This is a genomic window from Mycobacterium sp. TY815 (assembly GCF_030755135.1).
Lineage (GTDB): Bacteria > Actinomycetota > Actinomycetes > Mycobacteriales > Mycobacteriaceae > Mycobacterium.
Genome location: NZ_JAUFRX010000001.1, coordinates 3,955,974 through 3,982,612, shown reverse-complemented (window position 1 = coordinate 3,982,612; position 26,639 = coordinate 3,955,974). Strand labels below are relative to the sequence as shown.

Annotated in this window: 5 protein-coding genes; 2 read left to right on the top strand and 3 right to left on the bottom strand. The window is 78.0% G+C overall.

Translation table 11 applies throughout. The features are described 5' to 3' along the window. Window positions 1-19,920, bottom strand: a complete 19,920-nt coding sequence (locus QXK92_RS17215) for a PE family protein (protein ID WP_306243159.1) — start codon at window positions 19,918-19,920, stop codon at window positions 1-3. Between the two features lie 303 nt (window positions 19,921-20,223). After that, window positions 20,224-22,959 carry a PE family protein gene (locus QXK92_RS17210; RefSeq protein ID WP_306243156.1) on the bottom strand — a complete coding sequence of 912 codons (2,736 nt, stop codon included), beginning with the start codon at window positions 22,957-22,959 and terminating at the stop codon, window positions 20,224-20,226. Window positions 22,960-23,200: 241 nt separating this feature from the next. On the opposite strand from QXK92_RS17210, the gene QXK92_RS17205 reads away from it, so the two are divergent. Further along, the gene (locus tag QXK92_RS17205; RefSeq protein ID WP_306243154.1) at window positions 23,201-24,373 is read left to right on the top strand and encodes a CoA transferase; all 1,173 of its coding nucleotides are present in this window, start codon (window positions 23,201-23,203) and stop codon (window positions 24,371-24,373) included. Next, window positions 24,367-25,668, top strand: a complete 1,302-nt coding sequence (locus tag QXK92_RS17200) for an amidohydrolase family protein (protein ID WP_306243153.1) — start codon at window positions 24,367-24,369, stop codon at window positions 25,666-25,668. Before QXK92_RS17205 ends, QXK92_RS17200 begins: the two co-directional genes overlap by 7 nt. Here QXK92_RS17200 and QXK92_RS17195 read toward each other — a convergent pair. Beyond that, window positions 25,653-26,555, bottom strand: coding sequence for an alpha/beta hydrolase (locus tag QXK92_RS17195; RefSeq protein WP_306243151.1), 903 nt, complete (start codon window positions 26,553-26,555; stop codon window positions 25,653-25,655). The genes QXK92_RS17200 and QXK92_RS17195 overlap by 16 nt on opposite strands. Between the last annotated feature and the right edge of the window lie 84 nt (window positions 26,556-26,639).

Below are 26,639 nucleotides of genomic sequence, written 5' to 3'. Positions count from 1 at the left end.
TCAGTTGCCGGCTTTGCCGTTGTTCCCGTTGTTGCCGCTCTTGCCGGGTGACCCTGCGCCGACCCCGACGCCGCCGTTGCCGCCGTTGCCGGCGTTGCCGCCGCTGCCGCCGCTGCCGCCGTTGCCGTTGCCGCCGGCGCTGCCGCCACCGCCGGCCGCGCCACCGTTACCGACGGTGCCGGCGTCGCCGCCGTCGCCGCCGTCGGGGCCCTTACCGCCGTTGCCGCCGTTACCGTTGGCGCCGCCGCCGTTGCCGCCCAGGCCGCCGGTCTGGCCGAGTCCGGCATTGCCGCCGGCGCCTCCGCTACCGGCGTTGCCGCCCTTACCGCCATTGCCCGAGATGGCACCGCCCTTGCCGCCGTCGCCGCCGGCGCCGCCGCTGCCGCCCTTGCCGCCGGTGCCGCTGTTGCCGCCGTTGCCACCGTCGGGGTTGCCCGCGTCACCCGCTGCGCCATTGCCACCCGTTCCGGGCGCGCCGCCGGTCCCGCCTGCGGCGCCGTTGCCGCCGGCCCCGCCGTTGCCGGTACCGAGGGCGTTGCCGCCGGCGCCGGCCGATCCGCCCGCGCCGCCGGCCCCGCCGTTGGCGCCCTTACCGCCGGCGCCGTTGTTCACACCGAAGGTGGGGTCACCGGCCGCGCCGTTGCCGCCCGCGCCGCCGTTGCCACCGGTGCCGCCGTTGCCGCCGGTGCCGCCGTTGCCGGCGACGGTGCCGCCGAGGCCGCCTGCCCCGCCCTGCCCACCGGCTCCACCGGCCTGGCCGATCGTGCCGTCGTCGCCCGGGTTGACGCCGGCCGTGCCGGCCGTGCCCGCGGTGCCGTTGCCACCGTTGCCGCCGTTGCCGCCGGTGCCGTACTGGCCGGCGTTGCCACCGGCGCCGCCGTTGCCGCCGGCCTTGCCGGGATCGGTGGCCGCGTTGTAGCTGAAGCCCGCGCCACCGTTCCCGCCGTTGCCGGTCTGGGTGTTGGGCGTGGTGCCGGCCGTGCCATTGGTGCCCGCGCCACTGCCGTTGCCGTTCAGGCCGCCCTTGCCGGCCGCGCCGCCGGCGCCGGCATTGCCGCCGTCACCGCCCCGGCCACCGTCGGGGTTGGCGAAGGTGCCCGCCGCACCGTTGCCGCCGGCCCCGGCGGTGCCGCCGTTGCCGCCGTTGCCGCCGTTGCCGCCGGCACCGATGGCGCCGTTGGTGCCGGTGCCCAGGGCGGTACCACCCATGCCGCCGGCGCCGCCGTTACCACCCGCGCCGCCGGTCGCACCGTTGGTGCCGTTGGTGCCGGCTCCGTTGTTGACGCCCTGGACGCCGGTGGTGCCGTTGGTGCCGTTGCCGCCGGTGCCACCATTGGCGCCGTTACCGCCGATGCCGCCGGCTCCGCCGTTTCCGGAGATGGTGCCGCCGTTACCGCCGGCTCCCGCAGCGCCACCGCTGCCACCGGCCTGACCGTTGACATTGCTGCCGCCGTTCGACCCGGCGAAGCCGTTGCCGCCGTTGCCGCCCGTACCACCGTTGCCGTAGGTCCCACCGTTGCCGCCGGCGCCGCCGCTGCCGCCGTTGGCGCCCGCGGTGCTGGTCTGGGTGAAGCCGTTACCGCCGTTGCCGCCGTTGCCGACCGGGCTGACGAACCCGGCGCCGTCGCTGCCGTTGCTACCGGTGGTGCCGCTGCCGCCGCTGTTGGAGCCGCCGGTGCCGCCCTTGCCGACGATCGCGGCGCCGCCGTCGCCGCCCTTGCCGCCGTTGGGGTTGGCCGCGGTGCCGTCGGCACCCTTGCCGCCGTCGCCCGGGGTGCCGGCCTTGCCGCCGTTGCCGCCGTTGCCGCCGTTGCCGTCGGTGCCGTTGGTGCCGGTGCCGAGCGCCTTGCCGCCGAGTCCCGCGGAGCCGCCGTTGCCGCCTGCGCCGCCGGTGCCACCGTTGCCGCCGTTCTGGCCGGCACCGTTGTTGACGCCCGCCACCCCGGCCGAGCCGGCCACGCCGTCACCGCCGTTGCCGCCGGCGGCGCCGATGCCGCCGTTGCCGCCCTTGCCGCCGTTACCGAAATCGGTACCGCCGTTACCACCGGCGCCACCGCTGCCGCCCGCGCCGCCGGCGGTGCCGTCGGTGCCGCTCGCGCCCGCTCCGACGCCCGCCGTACCGGCGGTGCCGGCCGACCCGTTGCCGCCGTTGCCGCCCGCGCCGCCGTTACCGTGGTTGCCGCCGCTGCCGCCGGCACCACCGTTGCCACCGGCCGTGCCGGGGTTGGCGACGGTCTGGCTGTAGCCGTTGCCGCCGGCGCCGCCATTGCCGGTGGCGCCGCCGACGGTGCCGCCGTCGGTGCCGGCCGTGCCCGCCTTGGTGTTGGAGGTGCCGCCGGTGCCGCCCTTGCCCGCGGTCTCGTTTCCGCCGTTGCCGCCGTTACCGCCGTTGGGGTTGGTCACGGTGCCGTCGGCGCCCTTACCGCCGTCACCGGGGGTGCCGGCCTTGCCGCCGTTGCCGCCGTTGCCGCCGGTGCCGTCGCTGCCATCGGTTCCGACGCCCTGGGCCTTGCCGCCGACGCCGCCGTTGCCACCGTTGCCGCCGGCGCCGCCGACGCCGCCGTTGCCACCGTTCTGGGCGCTGCCGATGCCGGTGCCGTATTGGTCGACGTCGGCGACACCGTTGCCGCCGGACACGCCGTTGCCGCCCGCGGTGCCGTTGCCGCCGTTGCCGCCGGCGCCACCCTGGCCGCCGTTGCCGGAGATGGAGCCGCCCTTGCCGCCGGCCCCACCGGCGCCACCGGAGCCCCCGGCGCGGCCGTTGCCGCCGGAGTCGCCGGACTTGGTGCCGTTGGCGCCGTTCAGGATGCTGTCGACCCCGTTGCCTCCGGCCCCGCCGTTTCCGCCGTTGCCGATGTTGCCGCCGTCGCCGCCGTTGCCGCCGTTGCCGCCGCTGGCTCCCCTGGTCAGCGGGTTGTAGCCGGCCCCGCCCTGGCCGCCGTTACCGGCCGGCCCGGTGACCGAGGCGCCGTTGGTGCCGCTGGTGCCGGGCGTGGATCCGGTGCCGCCGCTGCCGCCGGTCCCGGCCTTGCCCGCGTTGCCGCCGTTGCCGCCGTTGCCGCCGTTGGGGTTGCCGACGGTGCCGGCCGCGCCGGTGCCGCCGTTACCGGGCGTGCCGGCCCTGCCGCCGTTGGCGCCGTTGCCGCCGGTGCCGTCGGTGCCTGCGAGGCCGCTGCCGTTGAGCAGCGCACCGGCCGTGCCGCCGTTGCCGCCGGCGCCGCCGTTGCCACCGTCGCCGCCGTTGCCGCCGGCCTGGCCGGCGCCGCTGTTGACGCCCGGCAGGCCGGACCGGCCGTTCACGCCGTTACCGCCCCTGCCGCCGGCCGCGCCGTTGCCGGCCGCGCCGCCGCTGCCGGCGTTGCCGGCCAGGGTGCCGCTGTTACCGCCGGCGCCGCCGCTGCCGCCGGAACCACCGGCCTGGCCGCTGGTGCCGCTGCTGCCGGGCAGGACGCCGTTGACACCGGCTTTGCCGGCCGTGCCGTTGCCGCCGGCGCCACCCTGGCCGCCGTTGCCGATCGTGCCGCCGTTGCCGCCGGCTCCGCCGTTGCCGCCGTTCTTGCCCGGGTCGGTCAGCGGGTTGTAGCTGAACCCGGTGCCGCCCTTGCCGCCGTTACCGGCGGTGCCGGCCGGGACGGAGCCGGCCTTGCCGTCGGCCCCGTTGGTGAAGCCGGTGCCGCCCTTGCCGAGTGCGCCGCCGGTGCCGATGGTGCCGCCGTCACCGCCCTTGCCGCCGTTGGGGTTGGCGTAGGTGCCGTTGCCGCCGTCGCCGCCGTTGCCGCCGACCCCGGTGTTACCGCCGTTGCCGCCGGCGCCGCCGTTGCCTGCCTTATAGCCGGGGGCGGAGGGCTGACCGCCTTCGCCGCCCTTGCCACCGGCGCCGCCGTTGCCGCCGCCACCGCCCTTGCCGCCGTTGCCGCCGTTGATGCCGTTGCCGCCGTTGCCGCCGGTTCCGCCGTCGCCGCCGTCACCCGCGGCACCGCCGGCGCCGCCGTCGCCGCCGATGGTGCCGCCGAGACCGCCCTTGCCGCCGTTGCCGCCGGCGCTGGCGTTGCCACCGTTGCCGCCGTCCACGCCGGGCGCGTTGCCGTCGGTGCCGGTGATGCCCTTGGCGCCGCTGCCGCCCTTGCCGCCGGTGCCACCGGTGCCGTACTGCCCGGCGTTACCGCCGGCGCCGCCGTCACCGCCGGCCTTGGTCGGGTCGGTGGAATTCCAGCCCGCGCCACCGGTGCCGCCGTTGCCGGCGATGGTGGTGGGGGTGGCGCCGGTGCTGCCGTTGCCGCCGGGGTTCAGGCCGGTGCCGCCGGTGCCGCCGGTGCCGCCGCTGCCCGGGTTGGCGCCGTTGCCGCCGTTGCCGCCGGTCGGGTGTGCCGCGGTGCCGGCCGCGCCGGTGCCGCCGATACCGCTGACGCCGCCGACCCCGCCGTTGCCGGCGTTGCCGCCGTTGCCGACGGTGCCGTTGGTGACGGTGCCGGCGTTGCCGCCCGCGGCGCCCTTGCCGCCGGTGCCGCCGTTGCCGGCGTTGCCACCGTTGCCGCCGTTGATAACGAAGTTGGGGTCACCGGCGCCGCCCTTGCCGCCGACGCCGCCGGCTCCGCCGTCGCCGCCCTTGCCGCCGTTGCCGCTGTTGCCGGCGATGGTGCCGCCGTTGCCGCCCTTGCCGGCCGCGCCGCCGTCGCCGCCGGTACCGCCGACGCCGCCGGTGCCGCCGGTCGGGCCGGTGGTGCCGGTCACCCCGGTGCCACCGGTGAACCCGTCCCCGCCGTTGCCGCCATTGCCGTAGGCCCCCGCGTTGCCGCCGTCGCCGCCGGCGTAGCCGGTCTGTCCGGCACCCGGGACGCCGAAGGCGTTGCCGCCGTTACCGCCGTTGCCGGTCGGGCTGGTGGGAGTGGTGCCGGCCTTGCCGTTGGAGCCGCTGCCGCCGGGGCCGGTGCCGGGCGTGCCGGCGCTGCCGCCGGCGCCGGGGTCGCTGCCGTCGCCGCCCTTGCCACCGCCCAGGTAGCCGTTGCCGCCCTTGCCGCCGGCCGCGCCGAGTCCGCCGTCGCCGCCGTTGCCGGCGTTGCCGCCCTCGCCGACGTTGGTGTTGAGGCCGTTGCCACCGGCGCCGCCGGCCGCGCCCTTGCCGGCGTTTCCGCCCGCGCCGCCCTTGCCGTTCAGGGTGCCGCTGTTGCCGCCGTCTCCGCCGGCCCCGCCGCTGCCACCGGTCTGGCCGTTGGCGCCGTTGGGATCGTCGATGGTGCCGTTGGCGCCTGCCTTGCCGGCCGCGCCGTTGCCGCCGTTGCCGCCGGTGCCGCCGTCGCCGTAGAGGCCGCCGTCGCCACCGGCACCGCCCTTGCCGCCGTTGGCGCCGGGCGTGGTGGCGTTGTAGCCGTCGCCGCCGTTACCGCCGTTGCCGCCGACGCCGGTCGGGGTGCTGCCGCCGCTGCCGTTGGCACCCTTGGCGCCGGAGCCCGAACCGCTGCCGTTGGCGCCGCCGGCACCACCGGTGCCGCCGCTCACGCCGGTGCCCGGGTTGCCGCCCTTGCCGCCGGCCCCGCCGTCGGGGTTGGCCGCCGTACCGGCCGCGCCGTTACCGCCGTTGCCCTGCAGGCCGCCGTTGCCGCCGTTACCCGCATTGCCGCCGGCCGCGCCCGCGCCCGCCACACCGTTAGGTCCGCTGGTGCCGCCCTTGCCGCCGGTGCCGCCGTCGCCGCCCAGGCCGCCGGTGCCGCCGTTGCCGCCGTTCTGGCCGCCGCCGATGCCGGTGCCGTACTTGTTCGAGTTGGCCACGCCGTCGTGACCGTCGACGCCGTTGCCGCCGTTGCCGCCGCTGCCGGCATTGCCGCCGACTCCGCCGTCACCGCCGTTTCCAATGGTGTTGCCGCCCGCGCCGCCCGCGCCGCCGGCGCCGCCGGCGCCGCCCTTGCCGCCGTTGGTTCCGGAGTCGCCGGTGTTGGACCCGTTGATGCCGTTGGCACCGTTGGAGCCGCTACCGCCGGCGCCGCCCTTGCCGCCGTTGCCGTTGCTGCCGCCGCTACCGCCCTGGCCGCCTGCGCCGCCGGCCAGGCCGTCGCCGTTGGCGTCGGTGGCGTTGGGCGCCCAGGTGTAGCCGACGCCGCCGTCACCGCCGTTGCCGGACGGACCGGTGAAGGCGGCACCCGCGGTCCCGTTCGCGCCGCTCGGGTCGCCGCCGCCGTCCAGGCCGCCGGTTCCGCCGCCGCCCGCGGTCCCGACCTTGCCGCCGTTGCCGCCGTTGCCGCCGGCAGTGCTGCCGGCGATGCCGGCCGCGCCGTTGCCGCCGCTGCCCGACGCGCCCGCGGCACCGCCGTTGCCGGCGTTGCCGCCGTTGCCGACCGTGCCGGCGGTGCCGTACAGGCCGGCCTTGCCGCCGGCGCCGCCGGCGCCACCGTTGCCGCCCACACCACCGTTGCCGCCGTTGCCGCCGTTCTGGCCGCCGCCCTTGCCGTTGCCGTACTCGTCGAGGCCGGAGACGCCGTTGGCGCCGTCGTGACCAGTGCCGCCGGTGCCGCCGTTGGCTCCGGTCCCGCCGTTGCCGCCGGCGCCACCGTCACCGAGATTGGTGCCGGCGTCGCCACCGGCGCCACCCTTGCCGCCGGCGCCGCCGGCCTGGCCCGTGCCGCCGTTTTCACCCGGGCTGACGCCGTCCTTGCCGACCGCGCCCGCCACGCCGTTACCGCCGTCGCCGCCGGCGCCGCCGCTGCCGTAGTTGCCGCCCTTGCCGCCGGCACCGCCGTCGCCGCCGTTGGCTCCGGCAGCCGTCGAGGTGAATCCGGCGCCGCCGGCGCCGCCGTTGCCGACCGGTGTCAGCGGCGTCGCGCCGTCGATCCCGTACTTGCCGGTGCCGATGCCGTTGCCGTTGCTGCCGCCGGTTCCGCCGGCGCCCACGGTGCCCACGTTGCCGCCGTTACCGCCGGCGCCACCGTTCGGGTTGGTCGCGGTGCCCGCGGCGCCGATGCCGCCGTTGCCCGGCGTTCCGGCATTGCCGCCGTTGCCGGCGTTGCCACCGGCGCCGGAGGCGCCGGCGCTGCCCTTCGTCGAGGTGCCGCCGACCCCGCCGTTGCCGCCGTTGCCGCCGCTGGCGCCGTTGCCTCCGTTGCCGCCCGCGCCGCCGGCGCCGTTGTTGACGCCGGCCACACCGGCTGCGCCGTCCTGACCCGTCCCGCCGTTGCCACCGTTGCCACCGCTGCCGCCGGCCCCGCCGGCGCCGCCGTTGCCGAAGTTCACCCCGGCCTTGCCGCCGCGGCCACCGTCGCCGCCGGATCCACCGGCCTGCGCGTTGCCGCCGCTGTCGCCCGCCTTCACCCCGGCGCTGCCGTCGTTGCCGGCCACGCCGTTGCCGCCGGCCCCGCCGTTGCCGCCGTTCCCGTAGTTGCCGCCGTCACCGCCGGCCCCGCCGTTGCCGCCGCTGGCTCCGGCAGCCTGCGGGTTGAACCCGCTGCCGCCGTTGCCACCATTGCCGACCGGACCGGTGACGTTGGTGCCGTTGGCGCCGCTGGCCGCGGTGCCACCGCCGCCGTTGGTGCCACCGGCACCGCCCTTGCCGACGGCACCGGCGTTGCCGCCGTTGCCGCCCGCGCCGCCGTTCGGGTTGGTGCTGGTGCCGGCTGCACCGTTGCCGCCGCTGCCGGGTGTGCCGGCGTTGCCGCCCTTGCCGCCGATGCCGCCGTTGCCGTTGGTGCCTGCGGTTGCCCCGGCTCCGCCGGCCGCTCCGCCCTTACCGCCGGCTCCACCGGCTCCACCGGTGCCACCGGCGCCGCCGTCGCCACCGGCCTGGCCGCCGCCGATGCCGTTGTTGTAGTTGTTCTGGTCGCTGACGCCGTTGGCCCCGGTGATACCGGTGCCGCCGGCTCCGGCCGCGCCACCGGCGCCACCGTTGCTCGCGTTGCCGCCATTGGCGTTGGTGCCCGCGGTGCCCGCGGTGCCGCCGTTGGTGGCACCGGCCGCTCCGCCGGTGCCACCGGCGCCACCGTTGCCGCCCTTACCGCCGGCGCCACCGTCGCCGCCGGCATAGCCGGCGCCGTTGTTGAAGCCCGAGGTGCCGTTGGCGCCCGCCGCGCCGTTGCCGCCGTTGCCGGCGGTGCCCGCGTTGCCACCCTTGCCGGCGTTGCCGCCGCTGCCCGCGGTGCCCGCACCGGCGCTGCCGTTGGCCGCGCCCGCGGCGCCGCCCGCGCCGCCGCTGCCGCCGGCGCCGCCGTTACCGGCGTTGCCGCCGGCCGTGCCCGATCCGCCGATGCCGGTGGTGGCCACGCCGTTGCTGCCGTCGATGCCGCTGCCGCCGGCGCCACCGACGCCGCCGTTACCGCCCAGGCCGCCGGTGCCGCCCTTGAAGCCGCTGCCGGCGCCCTTACCGCCGGCGCCACCGGCCCCACCGTTGCCACCTGCGGTGCCGTCGGTGCCGTTGGGGTTGTTCGCGTTGACGCCGTTGGGGCCGGCTGTGCCGGCGATACCGTTGCCGCCCGCGCCGCCGTTGCCGCCGTTGGCGCCGGTGCCGGTGCCGCCGGTGCTGCCGTTGCTGCCGCCCGTGCCGCCGCTGCCCGCCGCGCCGCCGGCGCCACCCGCGCCGGTGGCCCCGGCGTTACCGCCGGCCCCGCCGGCGCCGCCGTTGGGGTTGGTCGCGGTGCCGCCCGCGCCGTCGCCGCCGCTGCCGGCCGCGCCGGAGTTGCCGCCCTTGCCGCCGGCGCCGCCGCTGCCGTTGGCGCCCGCGGAACCGCCGCTACCACCCGTGCCGGCAGCTCCGCCGCCACCGCCGGCGCCGCCCTTGCCGCCGGTGCCACCGGCACCGCCGTCGCCGCCGGCCTGGCCGCCGCCGATGCCGTTGCCGTACTTGCTGGAGTCGGCCAGTCCGTTGGCGCCGGTGATGCCGGTGCCGCCCGATCCGGCCGCGCCGCCGGCGCCACCGTTGCTGCCGGCGCCGCCACTGCCGTTATTGCCTGCGCTGGCTCCGGTGCCGCCGGCCGCGCCGGCGTTGCCGCCCTTGCCGCCCGCAGCGCCGTTACCGCCGGCGCCGCCATTACCGCCTGCGTAGCCGGCACCGTTGTTGACGCCGGAGACGCCGTTCGCGCCGTTGGCCCCGGCGCCACCCGCGCCGGCCGTCCCGGCAGCTCCGCCGTTACCGCCCGAGCCGCCGTTGCCGGAGATGCCCTTGGCGATACCCGTGCCCGGCGTTCCGGCTGCACCGCCGGCGCCACCCGCGCCGCCCGCGCCGCCGGCGCCGGCGTTGCCGCCGGCCTGTCCGGCGTTACCGATTCCGGTGGTCGTCGTGCCGCTGGCACCGGCGACGCCGGAGCCACCCGTTCCGCCGGCGCCACCCTGGCCGCCGGCCCCACCGTTGCCGGTGGTGGTCCCGACGCCGCTGGCCGTACCGCCGGCACCGCCGTCGCCGCCCTTACCGCCGGCCTGACCGTTGGTGCCGCTGTCGCCGGGGTTGACGCCGTTGCTGCCGTTGGCGCCGGCCGCGCCGTTACCGCCGGCACCGCCGCGACCACCATTGGCCCCAGAGCCGCCGGCTCCATTGGTGCCGCTGCCACCCGCGCCGCTACCCGCCGTACCGCCGAGGCCTACCGCGCCCGCGTTGCCGCCCTTGCCGCCTGCGCCGCCGTCGACGAACGCGCTGGTGCCGTCGGCGCCGCGGCCGCCGTCACCGGCAGTGCCGGCGTTGCCGCCCTGACCGCCGTTGCCGCCTTTGCCGTTGGCGCCGGCCGTCGCCCCGGCGCCACCGGCCGACCCGCCGGTGCCACCGGTCCCGCCGGCCCCGCCCTTGCCGCCGGCACCACCGTCGCCACCGGCCACGCCGGCTCCGCTGTTGACGCCGGCCACGCCGTTGGCGCCGTTGACTCCGGCGCCACCGTTGCCGGCCGCGCCGCCTGCACCGCCACTGCTGGCCGCGCCGCCGCTGCCGTTGGCGCCCGCGGTCCCGCCGGTCCCGGTGCCGGCCGCGCCGCCGGCGCCGCCGTTGCCGCCATTGGCGCCGTTACCGCCAGAACCGCCGTTGCCGCCGGCGGTGCCGGCTCCACCGTTCACTCCGGCCAGACCATTGGCGCCGGCAGCGCCGATGCCGCCCTTGCCGGCGAGGCCCGCGTCGCCACCGGACCCGGCGGCGCCGCCGCTGCCTGCCTTGCCCGCCGTGCCGCCACCGGTGCCTGCGCCGCCGGCATCGCCGCCTCGACCGCCGGCACCGCCGGTGCCGCCGGCACCGGCGTTGCCGCCGGCCTGGCCCGCGCCGCTGTTGACGCCGGCCACGCCATTACCGCCGTCGACGCCGGAGCCGCCGGAGCCACCGGTACCGCCGGTGCCGCCCTGCCCGCCGGTGCCGCCGACGCCCTTGCCGCTGGCCGTGCCGCCGGCACCAGCGTCGCCGCCCTTGCCGCCGGCCGAACCGTTGGCGCCGCTGTCGCCGGCGTTGACGCCGTTCTTGCCGGCAGCGCCGGCTGCGCCGTTACCGCCGTCGCCGCCCTTGCCGCCATTGGCCCCGGTGCCGTCGGCGCCGGTGGTGCCGTTGCCGGCCAGCCCGCTGCCGCCCTTGCCGCCGGCGCCGATCGCGCCGGCATCGCCGCCCTTGCCGCCGGCTCCGCCGTCGGTGAACGCACTGGTGCCGTCGGCGCCACGGCCACCATCGCCGGCCGTGCCGGCGTTACCGCCCTGACCGCCGTCGCCGCCCTTGCCGTTGGCGCCCGCAGTGGCGCCGGCGCCACCGGCCTTACCGCCGGTGCCACCTGTGCCGCCGTCGCCGCCCTTGCCGCCGGCGCCGCCGCTACCGCCGGCCTGAGCCGCGCCGGCGTTCACGCCGGCCTGACCGTTGGCGCCGGTGATACCGGCACCACCGCTGCCGGCCGCTCCACCGGCGGCACCGCTGCTGGCGGCTCCGCCGTTGCCGTTCGCGCCCGCCTTGCCGCCGGTGCCGGTGCCGGCGGCGCCGCCGACGCCGCCATTGCCGCCGTTGGCGCCGTTGCCGCCCGCGCCGCCGTCACCGCCGGCATAGCCGGCGCCGCTGTTGATCCCGGAGATGCCGTCGTGGCCGACGGCGCCCGCGCCGCCCTTGCCCGCCGTGCCTGCCGCGCCACCGCTGCCGGCCGCTCCGCCATCGCCGGCCTTGCCGGCGGTGGGACCGCTGCCGGCCGCGCCGCCCTTACCGCCGGCGCCGCCGTCGCCACCGGCCCCGGCGTTGCCGCCGGCCTGGCCGTTTCCGCCGGCGCCGGTGCTGGCGATGCCGTTGTTGCCGTCGACACCCGAGCCGCCCTTGCCGCCGGTCCCGCCGATACCACCGGCCCCGCCGTCGCCGCCCTGGGTGCCGACGCCGCTGGCCGTACCGCCCGCGCCGCCGTCGCCGCCCTTGCCGCCGGCCTGACCGTTGGTGCCATTGGCGCCGGCGTTGACGCCGTTCTCGCCGTTGGCCCCGGCCGCGCCGTTACCGCCGGCGCCGCCGTCACCGCCGTTGGCACCGGAGCCGCCCAGGCCGTCCGCGCCCTTGCCCGCAGGTCCGGAACCGCCGGTCCCGCCGGCGCCGACCGCGCCCGCGCTACCACCCTTGCCGCCGGCTCCGCCGTCGACGAATGTGCTGGTGCCGTCGGCGCCGCGGCCACCGTCACCGGCTACGCCGGCGTTGCCGCCCTGACCGCCTGCGCCGCCCTTGCCGTCGGCGCCCGCGGTGGCGCCGGCACCGCCGGCCTGACCGCCGGTGCCGCCGGTGCCACCGGCGCCGCCCTTGCCGCCGGCGCCGCCGTCGCCACCGGCCTGGCCGGCGCCCGCGTTGATTCCGGCCACTCCGTTGGCGCCGGTGATACCGGCACCGCCGGAGCCCGCTGCGCCGCCCGCGCCGCCGTTGCTGGCCGCGCCGCCGTTGCCGTTGGCGCCTGCGCTGGCGCCGGCGCCCACACCGGCCGCGCCGCCGGCGCCGCCCTTACCGCCGTTGGCGCCGGCACCGCCCGCGCCGCCGTCACCACCGGCATAGCCGGCGCCGTTGTTGAGCCCGGAGATGCCGTCGTGACCGACGGCGCCTGCGCCGCCCTTGCCCGCGCTGCCTGCGGCGCCACCGCTACCGGCCGCGCCGCCGCTGCCCGCGTTGCCCGCGACACCGCCGCCGGTGCCACCGCTGCCGGCGTCACCGCCCCTACCGCCGGCGCCGCCGTCGCCACCGCTGCCCGCGTTGCCGCCGGCCTGGCCGTTGCCGCTGGCGCCGGCGCTGGCGATGCCGTTGTTGCCGTCGACACCCGAGCCGCCCTTGCCGCCGGTCCCGCCGATACCACCGGCCCCGCCGTTACCGCCGTGCGTGCCCGAGCCGCTGGCCGCGCCGCCCGCGCCGCCGTCGCCGCCCTTGCCGCCGGCCTGACCGTTGGTGCCATTGGCGCCGGCGTTGACGCCGTTCTCGCCGTTGGCCCCGGCCGCGCCGTTACCGCCGGCGCCGCCGTCACCGCCGTTGGCACCGGAGCCGCCCAGGCCGTCCGCGCCCTTGCCCGCAGGTCCGGAACCGCCGGTCCCGCCGGCGCCGACCGCGCCCGCGCTACCACCCTTGCCGCCGGCTCCGCCGTCGACGAATGTGCTGGTGCCGTCGGCGCCGCGGCCACCGTCACCGGCTACGCCGGCGTTGCCGCCCTGACCGCCTGCGCCGCCCTTGCCGTCGGCGCCCGCGGTGGCGCCGGCACCGCCGGCCTGACCGCCGGTGCCACCGGTGCCACCGGCACCGCCCTTGCCGCCGGCGCCGCCGTCGCCACCGGCCTGGCCGGCGCCCGCGTTGATTCCGGCCACTCCATTCGCGCCGGTGATACCGGCACCGCCGGAGCCCGCTGCGCCGCCCGCGCCGCCGTTGCTGGCCGCGCCGCCGTTGCCGTTGGCGCCTGCACTGGCACCGGCGCCCACACCGGCCGCGCCGCCGGCGCCGCCCTTGCCGCCGTTGGCGCCGGCACCGCCCGCGCCGCCGTCACCACCGGCGTAACCGGAACCGTTGTTGACTCCGGCCACCCCGTTGGCGCCGCTCGCGCCGTTGCCGCCCTTGCCCGCGGTACCTGCCGCGCCACCGCTACCGGCCGCGCCGCCGCTGCCCGCGTTGCCCGCGACACCGCCACCGGTGCCACCGCTGCCGGCGTCACCGCCCCTACCGCCTGCGCCGCCGTCACCGCCGGCCCCGGCGTTGCCGCCGGCCTGGCCGTTGCCGCCGGCACCGTTGGTGACCTGCCCGAGGGCACCGCTGATGCCCGAGCCGCCCTTGCCGCCGGTTCCGCCGACGCCACCCGCGCCACCGTTGCCGCCGTGGGTGCCCGAGCCGCTGGCCGTGCCACCGGCACCGCCGTCGCCGCCCTTGCCGCCGGCCTGAGCGTTAGTGCCGCTGTCGCCGGCGTTGACGCCGTCGGTGCCGTTCGCCCCTGCCAGACCGTTACCGCCGGCACCACCGTTACCGCCGTTGGCACCGGAGCCGCCCAGGCCGTCCGCGCCCTTGCCCGCTGCGCCGGCACCACCGGTGCCGCCCTGGCCCACCGCGCCGGCGTTGCCGCCCTTGCCACCGGCCCCGCCGTCGATGGCCCCGGTCACCCCGTCGGCGCCGCGGCCGCCGTCGCCGGCCGTGCCGGCGTTGCCGCCCTTGCCGCCGGCCCCGCCGAAGCCGTCGGCGCCGGCGCTGCCGGTGAGGCCGCCGGCCTTGCCGCCGGTTCCGCCCGTGCCGCCGGCGCCACCCTTGCCACCGGCCCCACCGTCACCACCGGCGACACCGGCGCCGTTGTTCACACCGGCCACCCCGTTGGCGCCGGTGACACCGGCGCCGCCCTTGCCGGCCGCGCCGCCGGCGCCGCCGTTGCTGGCCGCGCCGCCGTTGCCGTCCTTGCCCGCGCTGCCGCCGGCGCCCGCGCCGGCCTGACCACCGGCGCCGCCGTTACCGCCGTTGGCGCCGTTACCGCCGGCCCCGCCGTCACCACCGGCGTAACCGGCACCGTTGTTGACTCCGGCCACCCCGTTGGCGCCGCTCGCGCCGTTGCCGCCCTTGCCCGCGGTACCTGCCGCGCCACCGCTACCGGCCGCGCCGCCGCTGCCCGCAATGCCCGCGACACCGCCGCCGGTGCCGCCGCTTCCGGCGTCACCGCCCTTACCGCCGGCACCGCCGTCACCGCCGGCCCCGGCGTTGCCGCCGGCCTGGCCCCCGCCGATACCGGTGCCGTACGCGTCTTCTCCGGCCACCGCGTTGCCGCCGTTGAGACCGGAGCCGCCCTTGCCGCCGGTGCCACCCTGGCCGCCGGCGCCGCCGGCGCCGCCGTGGGTACCCGCTCCGCTGGCCGTGCCGCCGGCACCGCCGTCGCCACCCCGGCCACCGGCAAAGCCGTTGCCGCCGTTGTCGCCGGCATTGATGCCGTTGGTGCCGTTGACACCGTTCAGACCGTTACCGCCGGCACCGCCGTTGCCGCCGTTCGCACCGGCCCCCGCGACTCCGTTGGCACCGTTACCGGCCGGACCGAGGCCGCCGGCACCGCCCGCGCCCACCGTCCCGGCGTTGCCGCCCTTGCCGCCGGCCCCGCCGTCGATGGCGCCCGTCACTCCGTCGGCACCGCGGCCACCGTCGCCGGCGATGCCGGCGTTGCCGCCCAGACCGCCCGCGCCGCCCTTGCCGTCGGTACCCGCGCTGCCGGAGCCACCGCCGGCCTTGCCGCCGGTTCCGCCCGTGCCGCCGTCGCCGCCCTTGCCGCCGGCCCCGCCGTCGCCGCCGGCGACACCGGCGCCGTTGTTGACCCCGGCAGTGCCGTTGGCGCCGTTGGCGCCGGCGCCACCGGCCCCGGCCGCCCCGCCGGCGCCACCACTGCTGGCCGCGCCGCCGTTGCCGTCCTTGCCCGCGCTGCCGCCGGCGCCCGTACCCGCCTGACCACCGGCGCCGCCGTTACCGCCGTTGGCGCCCTTGCCGCCTGCTCCACCGTCGCCGCCGGCGTAGCCGGCGCCGCTGTTGACCCCGGCGGTGCCGTCGTGACCGTGGGCACCGATGCCGCCCTTGCCGGCGATTCCGGCCGCGCCGCCGCTACCGGCATCACCACCGCTGCCCGCGGTGCCTGCGACGCCGCCGCCGGTGCCGCCGCTGCCGGCATCGCCGCCCTTGCCGCCGGCTCCGCCGTCACCACCGCTGCCGGCGTTGCCGCCGGCCTGACCGGCCTGCCCGGCGCCATCGGTGGCAACCCCGTTGCCGCCGTTGACGCCGCTGCCGCCCTTGCCGCCCTGGCCACCCTTACCGCCGGCCCCACCGCTGCCGCCGTGGGTGCCCGAGCCGCTGGCCGTGCCACCGGCACCGCCGTCGCCGCCCTTGCCGCCGGCCTGACCGTTGGTGCCGCTGTCACCGGCATTGACGCCGTCGGTGCCGTTGACACCGTTCAGACCGTTACCGCCGGCACCACCGTTACCGCCGTTCGCGCCGGACCCCGCGAGCCCGTTCGCGCCGTTGCCGGCCAGCCCCAGGCCGCCGGCGCCACCGGCGCCGACCGCGCCGGCGTTGCCGCCCTTACCGCCTGCGCCACCGTCGATGGCGCCGGTCACGCCATCGGCACCGCGGCCACCGTCACCGGCGGTGCCGGCGTTGCCGCCGAGACCGCCCGCGCCGCCGGAGCCGTCGGCGCCGGCGCTACCGGTGCCACCACCGGCCTTGCCGCCCGTCCCGCCGACACCACCGTCGCCGCCCTTGCCGCCGGCCCCGCCGTCGCCGCCGGCGACACCGGCGCCGTTGTTGACCCCGGCGGTGCCGTTGGCACCGTTGACGCCGGCGCCACCGCTACCGGCAGCGCCACCCGCGCCACCGCTGCTGGCCGCACCGCCGTTGCCGTCCTTGCCCGCGCTGCCGCCCCCGCCGGCACCGGCCTGACCACCGGCGCCGCCGTTACCGCCGTTGGCGCCCTTGCCGCCTGCTCCGCCGTCGCCACCGGCGTAGCCGGCGCCGTTGTTGACCCCGGCAACGCCGTTCGCGCCGCCGGCTCCGTTACCGCCCTTGCCCGCGGTACCCGCGTCGCCGCCGCTACCCGCGGCGCCGCCGCTACCCGCGTTGCCCTGGGACCCGCCGCCGGTGCCGCCGCTACCCGCGTCGCCACCCTTACCACCGGCTCCACCGTCGCCGCCGGCACCGGCGTTGCCGCCGGCCTGGCCGTTCTGTCCGGTGCCGTTGCCGAGCTGCCCGTTGCCGCCATCCACACCGCTGCCGCCCTTGCCGCCGGTGCCGCCGACGCCACCGGCGCCGCCGTCGCCGCCGTGCGTGCCCGAGCCGCTGGCCGTGCCGCCGGCACCACCGTCGCCGCCCCGGCCGCCGGCCTGACCATTGCCGCCGCTGGCGCCGGCACCCACACCGTTGGTCCCGTTGGATCCGGCCAAACCGTTGCCGCCGGCGCCGCCGTCGCCACCGTTGGCGCCCAGCCCGCTGAGGCCGGTCGCGCCGGTGCCGGCCGGACCGATGCCACCGGCGCCGCCGGCGCCCACCGCGCCGGCGTTGCCGCCCTTGCCGCCCGCCCCGCCGTCGACGAGGCCCGTCACGCCATCGGCGCCACGACCACCGTCGCCGGCCGTGCCCGCGTTGCCGCCCTGCCCGCCGGCGCCGCCCTTGCCGTCAACGCCCGCGGTCGCGCCGGATCCACCGGCCTGGCCACCGGTGCCGCCGGTCCCGCCGGCGCCGCCCTTGCCGCCGGCACCGCCGTCACCGCCGGCCACACCCGCGCCGTTGTTGACTCCGGCCGTGCCGTTGGCGCCGTCCACACCCGCGCCACCGCTACCGGCCGCGCCGCCGGCGCCGCCGCTGCTGGCCGCGCCACCATTGCCGTTGGCGCCCGCGCCGCCCCCGAGACCAGTGCCGGCCGCCCCGCCGACGCCACCCTTACCGCCGTCGCCGCCCTTACCGCCGGCACCACCGTCACCGCCGGCGTAGCCCGCGCCGTTGTTGACCCCGGCCGCACCGTTCGCACCGCCGGCGCCCGCGCCGCCCTTGCCTGCCACACCGGCGTCGCCGCCGCTGCCCGCCGCACCACCGCTGCCGGCCGTTCCGGCCGCACCGCCGAGGCCGGTTCCGCCCGCGGCGCCGCCTTTACCGCCATCGCCGCCGGCGCCACCGCTACCGGCATTGCCGCCGGCCTTGCCGGCGCCGCCATCGCCGTTGGTGGCGATGCCACCGGAGCCGTCGACACCGCTGCCGCCCTTGCCGCCCCCGCCGCCCTGGCCGCCCGCTCCGCCGGCGCCGCCATGAGTGCCCGCGCCGCCCGCCGCGCCACCGGCACCGCCGTCGCCGCCCTTACCGCCGGCCAGGCCATTGGTGCCGCTGTCGCCCGCGCTCACACCGGTGATGCCGTTGGCGCCTGCCGCGCCGTTGCCCCCGGCGCCACCGTTACCGCCGTTACCGATGTTTCCGCCGTCGCCGCCCGCGCCACCGCTGCCGCCGTTGGCACCGGCCACGGTCGCGCTGTAACCCGCACCGCCGTCGCCACCGGAGCCGGCCGGACCGACCACCGCGGCGCCGTCGGCGCCCTTGGCGCCGGTGCCGGCACCGCTGCCGTTCTGTCCGCCGCTGCCGCCCGCGCCCGCGGTCCCGGCGTTACCGCCCTTGCCGCCCGCGGCGCCGTCGATGTGGTTGGCGTCCCCGCCCGCGCCCACGCCGCCGTCGCCGGGCCGCCCGGCCGCGCCACCGTCACCACCGGCGCCACCGGCGCCCGACGCGGCCGTGACGCCCTTGCCCAGCACCGTGCCGGCCTTGCCGCCGGCCCCACCGCTGCCGCCGGACCCGCCGTCGCCACCGCTGCCACCGGACTGGCCGGCCTGACCCGCGGCCGCGCCGTCCTTGCCGTCGACACCGATGCCACCGGCGCCACCGGCGCCGCCGTGACCGCCGGCACCGCCGGCACCGCTGTTGCCGGAGATGGAACCGCCGTTGCCGCCGGCACCGCCGCTACCGCCGGACCCACCGGCGAAGCCACTGGTGCCGCTGTCGCCGGGGTTGATCCCGTTGACGCCCGCCTTGCCGGCCGCACCGTTACCGCCGGCCCCGCCGGCGCCGCCGTTGCCGTAATTGCCGCCGTGGCCGCCGCTACCGCCGTTGCCGCCACTGGCGCCGGCGACCGAACCCAGGGACGCGTCGTAGCCGGCCCCACCGTTTCCACCGTTACCCCCGGTGCCGGTGATCGTGGTGCCGGCCTTGCCGTGTGCCCCGACGACCGATCCGGAACCGCCTGTGCCGCCGGCGGCGCCGACGCCGTTGTTGCCGCCATTGCCGCCGTTGCCGCCGTTGGGGTTGGCGGCGTTGCCCGCCGCGCCGTTGCCGCCGTTGCCGCCGATGCCGCCCGTGCCGCCGTCACCGCCGGCCCCACCACGGCCGGTGATGCCGGACTCGCCGAACAGCAGGCCACCGCGGCCGCCCGCGCCACCGTTACCGCCGTTACCGCCGATAGCGCCGATGCCGCCGTCGCCGCCGTCGGTGCCGTTGCCGCCGGGATAGGTTCCGTCGATCCCGTTGGCGCCCTGGGTACCGATCCCGCCCTTGCCGCCGACCCCGCCGTTGCCGCCGTTGCCGCCGTCACTGAAGAGCAGGCCGCCCCGGCCGCCCGCACCGCCGTTACCCCCGGTGCCACCGTTGATGCCGGTCGAGCCCGCGCCGCCGTTGGCGCCGTTACCGCCGACCCCGCCGTTGCCGTACAGCCATCCGCCGTTGCCTCCGGCGCCGCCGGTGCCGCCGGGGTTGCCGGCGCCGCTGGCGCCGCCGCTGCCACCGGTGCCGCCGGTGCCCAGCAGCCAGCCCGCGTTACCACCCAGCCCACCGGTGCCGCCGACCGCCGCGCCGGCACCGCCGGTACCGCCCGCACCGCCGGCGCCGTAGAGCCCGCCGGAGCCCCCGGCCCCGCCCAGGCCTCCGTTGCCCGTCTGACCGATGCCGCCGGCGCCGCCGGCGCCGCCCGAACCGCCGGACAGCCATCCTGCGTCGCCGCCCGCTCCACCGCCGCCGCCGGTCGCACCCATGCCGCCGGCACCACCGGCACCGCCGCTGCCGGTGAGCAGACCGCCGTGGCCGCCGTGGCCGCCGAACCCGGCCTGACCGCCCACGGTCGGACCGGCACCGCCGGATCCGCCCGCTCCACCGTTGCTGAACAAGTACGCGTCGCCGCCGCGGCCGCCACTCCCGCCGACGCCGGTCGGACTGGTGTTGCCGCCACCGGCCCCGCCAGTCCCGCCGTCGCCGTACAGGTAGCCGCCGTTGCCGCCGGCCGCGCCCCAGCCGCCGTTCGCGCCGGTTCCGCCGGCGCCGCCGGTTCCGCCCGCGCCGATCAGCCAGGCCCGGCCGCCGGCGCCACCGGCGCCGCCGGTGCCCAGCGCGTTGAGGTTGGCGCCGCCGGCTCCACCGACACCACCGCTGCCGTACAGCCAGCCACCGCTGCCGCCCGCACCACCGGCGCCGCCGTTGCCGATCGTCGAAGCACCGCCGGCCCCGCCGGCCCCGCCGTTGCCGATCAATCCGGCACTACCGCCCGCACCGCCGGCCTGCCCGGCTGCGCCCGCGGCGCCGGAGCCGCCGTTGCCGTACAGCAATCCGCCCGCGCCACCGGCCGCACCGGGAGTACTGCCGTTAGCTCCGTCACCGATCAGCGGGCGACCGAGAAAGATCTGCGTGGGGGCGTTGATTGCGCCGAGCACCGCCTGCTCCAGCCCGGCCAGCGGCGCGGCGTTGGTGGCCTCGGCCAGGCCGTATGCACTTGCGCCCGAAGACAGGCTCTGCAGGAACTGGCTGTGGAACGCGGCGGCCTGGGCGCTGACCGTCTGATAGGCCTGCCCGTGGTTGCCGAACAGCGCGGCGATTGCGGTCGACACCTCGTCTTGCGCCGCGGCCAGCAACTGGGTGGTGGAGGCCGCCGCAGCCGCGTTGGCGCGCTCCAGCGTGGACCCGAGACCGGCGAGGTCCGAAGCCGCGGCTGAGAGCACATCCGGAGATGCAATTACGTATGACATTGGGAAACCGCCCACTAGCTAGGTCACGACCTAAGAGGTCGCCTTTGATGTCCCCAGGTCATGCTGATCGGCCAGGCCGATACGGACGATAGCTGTAAAACCCTGAGACCATACTGACTTTTGTCCAAAAACAGCGTAAATCATCAAAATAGTCTCTAAAAAGTGGTCTGGGCCACACTTGAGACATCCAGACGGCGCTTAACGGCCCAGGGCGGGCACCAAAATGTGAGTTTGCTATGACGCGCGGTACCGACCCTGCCTTCGGTTTACGGATAGTTCCGACGCAGGCTGGATATCGGGGAGCTATCCCGCGGTCCCAGGCTGGCCGAAGATGCCGCCACGGCCGCCGCCGCCACCGGTTCCGGTGGTCCCGACCGGAGCGCCGATACCACCGGCGCCGCCGCCGCCACCGTTTCCGCCATTGCCGATGATGGTGGCGCTACCGCCGCCGCCGCCGTTGCCGCCAGGTCCACCCGGCTGCGGGCTCAGATTGTCGCCGCCGGCGCCGCCGACGCCGCCGGCGCCGCCGTTGCCGAAGATGAATCCGCTGTTGCCTGCGGCGCCGCCGTAGCCACCGGCTGCACCCGCACCGGCGGCATTGCTTCCGTCGCCTGCCGCGCCTCCGGCGCCGCCGCCACCACCGTTGCCCAGCAGCAGCGTCGATGCGCCTGCGCCGCCGTTGCCGCCCGTTCCGCCGGTCGCGCCGGGTCCGCCGGCCCCGCCTGCGCCGCCGGCACCACCGGACGCACCGTTGCCGTAGATGAATCCGCTACCCCCGGCATTGCCGCCCTGACCTCCGTCGCCGCCGGCCGCGCTGACGTTGTGGTCGCCTCCGCTGCCGCCCGCGCCGCCGTTGCCGCCGGTGCCGAAGATGCGGGCGGTGCCGCCGTTGCCGCCCGCGCCACCGTGGCCGGCCGTCGCGAGGAAGGTGCCGGTCCCGCCGGCGCCGCCCGTGCCGCCGTCGCCGCCGATACCCCAGATCCATCCCGCGTCACCGCCGGCGCCACCGGCGCCACCGTTGCCGGAACCGGGGATGGTGACCAGCCCGGCGCCGCCGGTGCCACCGTTACCCCCGAAGCCGAACAGCAGTCCCGCCGCGCCGCCGTTGCCGCCGGCGAAGCCGTTGCCGTCGGCGATGGCGAGGACGCCGGCACTGCCCGCCCCGCCGTGGCCGCCGCTGCCCAGCAGCCAGGACCGGCCGCCGGCACCACCGGCGGAGGGCAGTTCGACGCCGCCGTTACCGCCGTTGCCGCCGTCGCCGAACAGCAGGCCGCCGTTGGCGCCGGCACGGGCGGTGCCGCCGTCGCCGCCGTTGCCGATCAGGAACCCGGCCCTGCCCGCGGTGCCGCCGATCACACCGTTACCGCCGTGGCCGCCGTTGCCGAGCAGCCAGGAGTTTCCGCCGCCGCCGCCGATGCCGTCGCCCGCTCCGCCGGCCCCGCCGTTGCCGCCGGCGCCGCCGTTGCCGAGCAGGAACCCGGCATTGCCGCCGCCCGCTCCGTTGCCGCCGAGGCCGCTGGTGCTGCTCCCGCCGCTGCCGCCGATGCCGCCCCGGCCGAACAGCCAGGCGTTACCCGCAGTACCGCCGTTGCCTGCGGTGCCGTTCAGGAATGTCGTCGATCCGCCGTGTCCGCCGGACCCGCCGGTGCCGATCAGGACGCCGCCGTTGGCTCCGGCGCCGCCCGCCCCACCGACCCCGCTCACGCTGCCGGCCCCGGAACCGCCGGAGCCTCCCTCACCCAGCAGCCAGGCGTTGCCGCCGGCCCCGCCGGCTCCACCGGCGCCGCTGCCGCCCAGGTTGGCACCGCCGTTGCCGCCCACCCCGCCGCTGCCGATCAACAGGCCACCGGCGGCGCCCGCGCCCCCGGCGCCACCGAAGCCGCCCGAGCTGCTGCCGCCGGCCCCGCCGTTGCCGCCGTAACCGATCAGTGCTGCGGCACCACCGGAACCACCGGCGCCGGCGTCGGCGCCCGCGCTGGTTCCGCCCGCTCCGCCGTGCCCGCCCAGGCCCACCAGCCAGGCATTGCCGCCGATACCGCCGGCTCCGCCGGCTCCGGTGCCGGCGGCGTCACCGCCCGCTCCGCCCGAACCCGCGATGCCCAGCACGGCGTTGCCGCCGGACCCGCCCGCGCCGCCCGCGCCGAGCAGGGTGCCGTCACCGCCGTCGCCGCCGAATCCGGCGTTTCCGAACAACCCGGCGTTGGCTCCGGCGCCACCGGCGCCACCGGCACCGTTGCCCGTGGCGCTGCCGCCGGCCCCGCCGGCCCCGCCGTTGCCGTACAGCAGACCGCCGCCACCACCGGCGGCGCCGATCGCACCGTCGGCACTGACGCTGGATCCGCCGGCCCCGCCGGCTCCGCCGCTGCCGATCAGCCGGGCGGTGCCACCGACCCCGCCGAGGCCGCCGGTGCCCACGCCGCCGGTGTTGTTGCCACCGGCGCCGCCGGCGCCGCCGTTGCCGTACAACCAACCGCCGTTGCCGCCGGCCCCGCCGGCTCCGCCGGCGCCGGTCGCCGAGTTCCCGCCGGCGCCTCCGGCGCCGCCATGACCGATCAGTCCGGCTGAACCACCGGCTCCGCCCGCTGAGCCGGGCGCACCCGAGCCGCCTTTTCCGCCGTTGCCGTACAGGTAGCCGCCGGGCTTGCCCGCCGCGCCGGTCCCGTCGAGCCCGTCGGCTCCGTCACCGATGAGAGGCCGGCCGAACAGTGTCTCGGTGGGCAGGTTGATCAGGTCGATCAGGGGCTGCAGCGGCGACGCGGCGGCGGCCTCCGCCGCGGTGTAAGCGCTGGCGCCCGACGACAGGGCCTGGATGAACCGGGCGTGGAAGGCGGCCGCTTCCGCACTGACGGTCTGGTAGGCCTGGCCGTGGCTGCCGAACAGCGCGGCGATCGCGGCCGACACCTCGTCTTGTGCCGCCGCGAGCAACTCGGTGGTGGAGGACGCCGCGGCCGCGTTGGCGCGTTCCAGCGCGGCCCCGAGGCCCGTCAGATTCGAAGCCGCGCCCGACAGCACGTCCGGCGACGCAATTACGTAAGACATGGGAACCGCCCACTAGCTAGGTCACGACCAGAGAGGTCGTGTCATGTCCCCCGGTCATGTTGATCGGCTAAGCCGATACGAACCATAGCGGGAAAACGTCGACAACAAACTATATTCACGTCAAATAGGGGTTAACTCATCCTAATAGTCTCGGAAAGGTCCGCCGAGCTGCATCTGTGACACGCGGGGGACTACCCGGCCCCGCAGTCCTGCGGCACCGGCTGCGAGCAACCATGGTGGGGTGACTTCGGTTCCGGCCCGGTGTGCCGCCGACTGCGCCCGTGAGTGGGGGCGCAGCGGCCTGGCCTACCTGACCGGTCTGCCCGCGGTGCGTCCCGACTTCTCCCGCGCCCACGTGCTCGATCACGCCGCGCGCCTCGCCCCGGATGCCGCCACCTGGCTGACCGGGCGCGCCGGCCTGCTCGGGCTGCGCCGCGCCGGACGGGTGTCGGCCGGCGGTGCCACCCACCTCGTTGCGGCACGCGACGGCTGGTGCGCGATCACGCTGTCCCGCCCCGACGACGTCGCCGCCGTGCCCGCGCTGTTGTCGGCCGACGCGGTGGCTGACGATCCCTGGCCCGCGCTGCACCGCTGGGCGGCGGCTGCGCCGGCAGCACTGATCGTCGAGCGAGCGGAGCTGCTGGATATCCCCGCAGCCGTCCTCGGGGAGTGCGCCGCGGCACCGCCGCGGATACGGCAGACGGCGCCGCGCGCGACAGGCACCGGCCCGGCCGGTCTGCTGGTGGCCGACCTGTCCTCGATGTGGGCCGGCCCGTTGTGCGGGCAGTTGCTGGCCCGGGCGGGCGCTACCGTCGTCAAGGTGGAAAGTCCCACCCGGCCCGACGGCACCCGGGCCGGCAACCAGATGTTCTTCGACTGGATCAACGGCGGCAAGTTGTCCTACTGCCTGGACTTCGACCGGCAGGCCGGCGAGTTGCGGGAGCTGCTGACGGTCGCCGACGTGGTGATCGAGGGGTCGCGGCCCGACGCGCTGGCGCGCCGGCGCCTGGGGCCGGACGACATCCCGCCGCGGGCCGGCCGCACCTGGCTGCGGATCACCGGACATGGGCCGCAGTCGCGGCGACCGGCGTTCGGCGACGACGCCGCGGTGGCCGGCGGGCTGGTGGGCGCGGGACCGGTGTTCTGCGGGGACGCCATCGCCGACCCGCTCACCGGGCTGGAGGCCGCACGGGCGGTGCAGGAGTCGCAGAACCGCGGCGGCGGCGAGCTGGTGGAGATGGCCATGGCCGCGGTCGCCGCGACCTATGCCGCGCTGCCGCTCTGTTCCGCGGGCCGTGACCGGCCGGTGCTGGCGCCGCGGGCGCCCGATGTCACTGCTACCGCCGCCGTCCTGGGGGCCGACAACGACGCGGTGCGACACCTGGTCGCCGGCCGGCGAGGCCGCTCATGCTGATCAAGCGGGCCACCCTGCTGGACGGGACCACCACCGACATCCGGGCGGGTGCGCGGATCGAAGACGTGCGGCCGGACCTGACCCCGCGGCCCGGGGAGGGCGTACTCGACGCCGGGGGCGGCACCGTGCTGCCCGGCCTGCACGACCACCACGTGCACCTGCATTCGGCCGCGTCGGCACTGGACTCGCTGTCCGTCGGGCCGCCCGCTGTGCGAACCAAAGACCAACTGGCGCATGCGCTTTCGAATGCCGTGCCGGGTCCGGACGGGTGGATCCGCGCCGTGGGCTACCACGAATCGGTGGCCGGGGAACTGGACCGGACGGTGCTCGACGCCGTCCGGGCCCACGTTCCGGTGCGCGTCCAGCACCGCAGCGGGGCACTGTGGATGCTCAACTCCGCGGCGCTGGGGCGCGTCGGGCTCGCCGGCCATCCCGACGGCCGGCTGCGCAGCGCCGATCCGTGGTCGAAGGCGCTGCAGCGCCGAGAAACCGACCTGGCCGAACTGAGCCGGCGGATCACCGCCACCGGGGTCACCGGGGTCACCGACGCCACGCCCGACCTCGACGTCGAAGGTCTGGTGTCGCTGATGATGGCGCACCGCAGCGGCCAGTTCCGGCCCGGGGTGCGAGTGCTGGTGCCCGGCAAGAAGATCCTGCACGACGACCGCCTCGACCTGGAGGCCCTGACGGAGTGGATCGGTGACCGGCACCGCTCCGGGCAGCCGGTCGCCGTGCACTGTGTGACCGCGGCGCAACTCGTCGTCACGATCGCCGCCCTGCGCGCCGCCGGCAGCCATCCGTTCGACCGCATCGAACACGCTGCGGTGGTGCCCGACGACAACCTGGCCGACCTGGCCGACCTCGGTGTCACCGTGGTGACGCAGCCCAATTTCGTTGCCGAGCGCGGTGATCAGTACCTGGCCGAGGTACCGGAACACGAGCAGGGGCAGCTCTGGCGGGTCGCTTCACTGCTCGAGGCGAACATTTCCGTGGCGCTGTCCACCGACATGCCGTTCGGCGACGGCGATCCGTGGGCCGCGATGCGGGCCGCGGTGTGGCGCACCACGCCCAGCGGCCAGGTGCTCAACGCGCGCGAACGTGTCTCGGCCAGGACGGCGTTGACGATGTTCCTGGGCTGGTCGGATCGCCCGGACCGGCCGCGCACCGTCGAGATCGGCGAACCGGGCGACCTCTGTGTGCTGTCCGAGCCGCCCGCCGCGGTGCTGGGGGAACTCGATGCGGGGCTGGTGGCCGCGACGCTGATCCGGGGCGAACTCGTCTACTTCGCGATGTGACTGAACAGGGCCGGCCGCAACGCATCGCACTGCAAACGGAAAAACCGTTGCGCCACCGGGGCTTTCGAAGCCACGAAGTCGAATCCGTGGAAGGCGCCCGGCACCAGGTCCACCTGGCACGGCACCCCGGCCTCGACCAGGCGGCGGGCGTACTCGATGTCCTCGTCGTGAAACAGGTCATGAGTTCCGACGCCGATCCAGGCCGGCGGCAGGCCGCCGAGGTCGCTGCGCCGGGCGGGCACCGCGACGGCCGGGTCGGCTCCGCCGAGATAAGAGGTCCACCCGAACTGGTTGGCCCGGGGATCCCACAGCCGGTGACGGGGGTTCGCCGGCGCGGATGAACTGCGGTCGTCCAGCATCGGGTACACCAGCAGCTGGAACGCCGGGCTGATTGCGCCGCGGTCGCGCGCCAGCAGCGCCAGGGCGGCCGCGAGCCCGCCGCCGGCGCTGGCTCCGCCGATCGCCACCCGGCCCGGGTCCACCGCGGGCAGGCCGGCCAGCCACCGCAGCGCCGCATAGCAGTCCTCCAGCGAGGCGGGGTAGGGGTGCTCGGGTGCCAGCCGGTAGTCCACCGACGCGACCGTGATCCCCAGCGCTCTGCTGAAACGGCGGCACACCGGGTCGTCCTGCTGGGCCGAACCGACCACGTATCCACCGCCGTGAATCCACAACAGCGCGGGCGTCGGCCCGTCGCCGCCCGCGGGCCGGTAGAGCCGGACCCCGGTGCCCGAGGCCAGCGTCAGCACTTCGACGTCGCGGGGCGTGCGGCCCAGACCGAGCCGGGTCGCGCGGCGCATCAGCGGCAGTGTGCGCGGGCCGACGATGCGCCGCGGCGCAAAACGCGCGATCCGTCGCAGATCGGGGTGGACGTCGTCATTCAAGGGCATCAGCCCAGTATCCAAGCGGTGCCATCCCAGCGTGCTTCGGCACCGAATAGTCGGCATGGACTTTCGCGTTCGCCGCGCGTAACT

Coding starts and splice junctions, on each gene's coding strand:
- QXK92_RS17215 (WP_306243159.1), bottom strand. CDS start 19,920: ATGTCATACGTAATTGCATCTCCGGATGTGCTCTCAGCCGCGGCTTCG.
- QXK92_RS17210 (WP_306243156.1), bottom strand. CDS start 22,959: ATGTCTTACGTAATTGCGTCGCCGGACGTGCTGTCGGGCGCGGCTTCG.
- QXK92_RS17200 (WP_306243153.1), top strand. CDS start 24,367: ATGCTGATCAAGCGGGCCACCCTGCTGGACGGGACCACCACCGACATC.
- QXK92_RS17195 (WP_306243151.1), bottom strand. CDS start 26,555: ATGCCCTTGAATGACGACGTCCACCCCGATCTGCGACGGATCGCGCGT.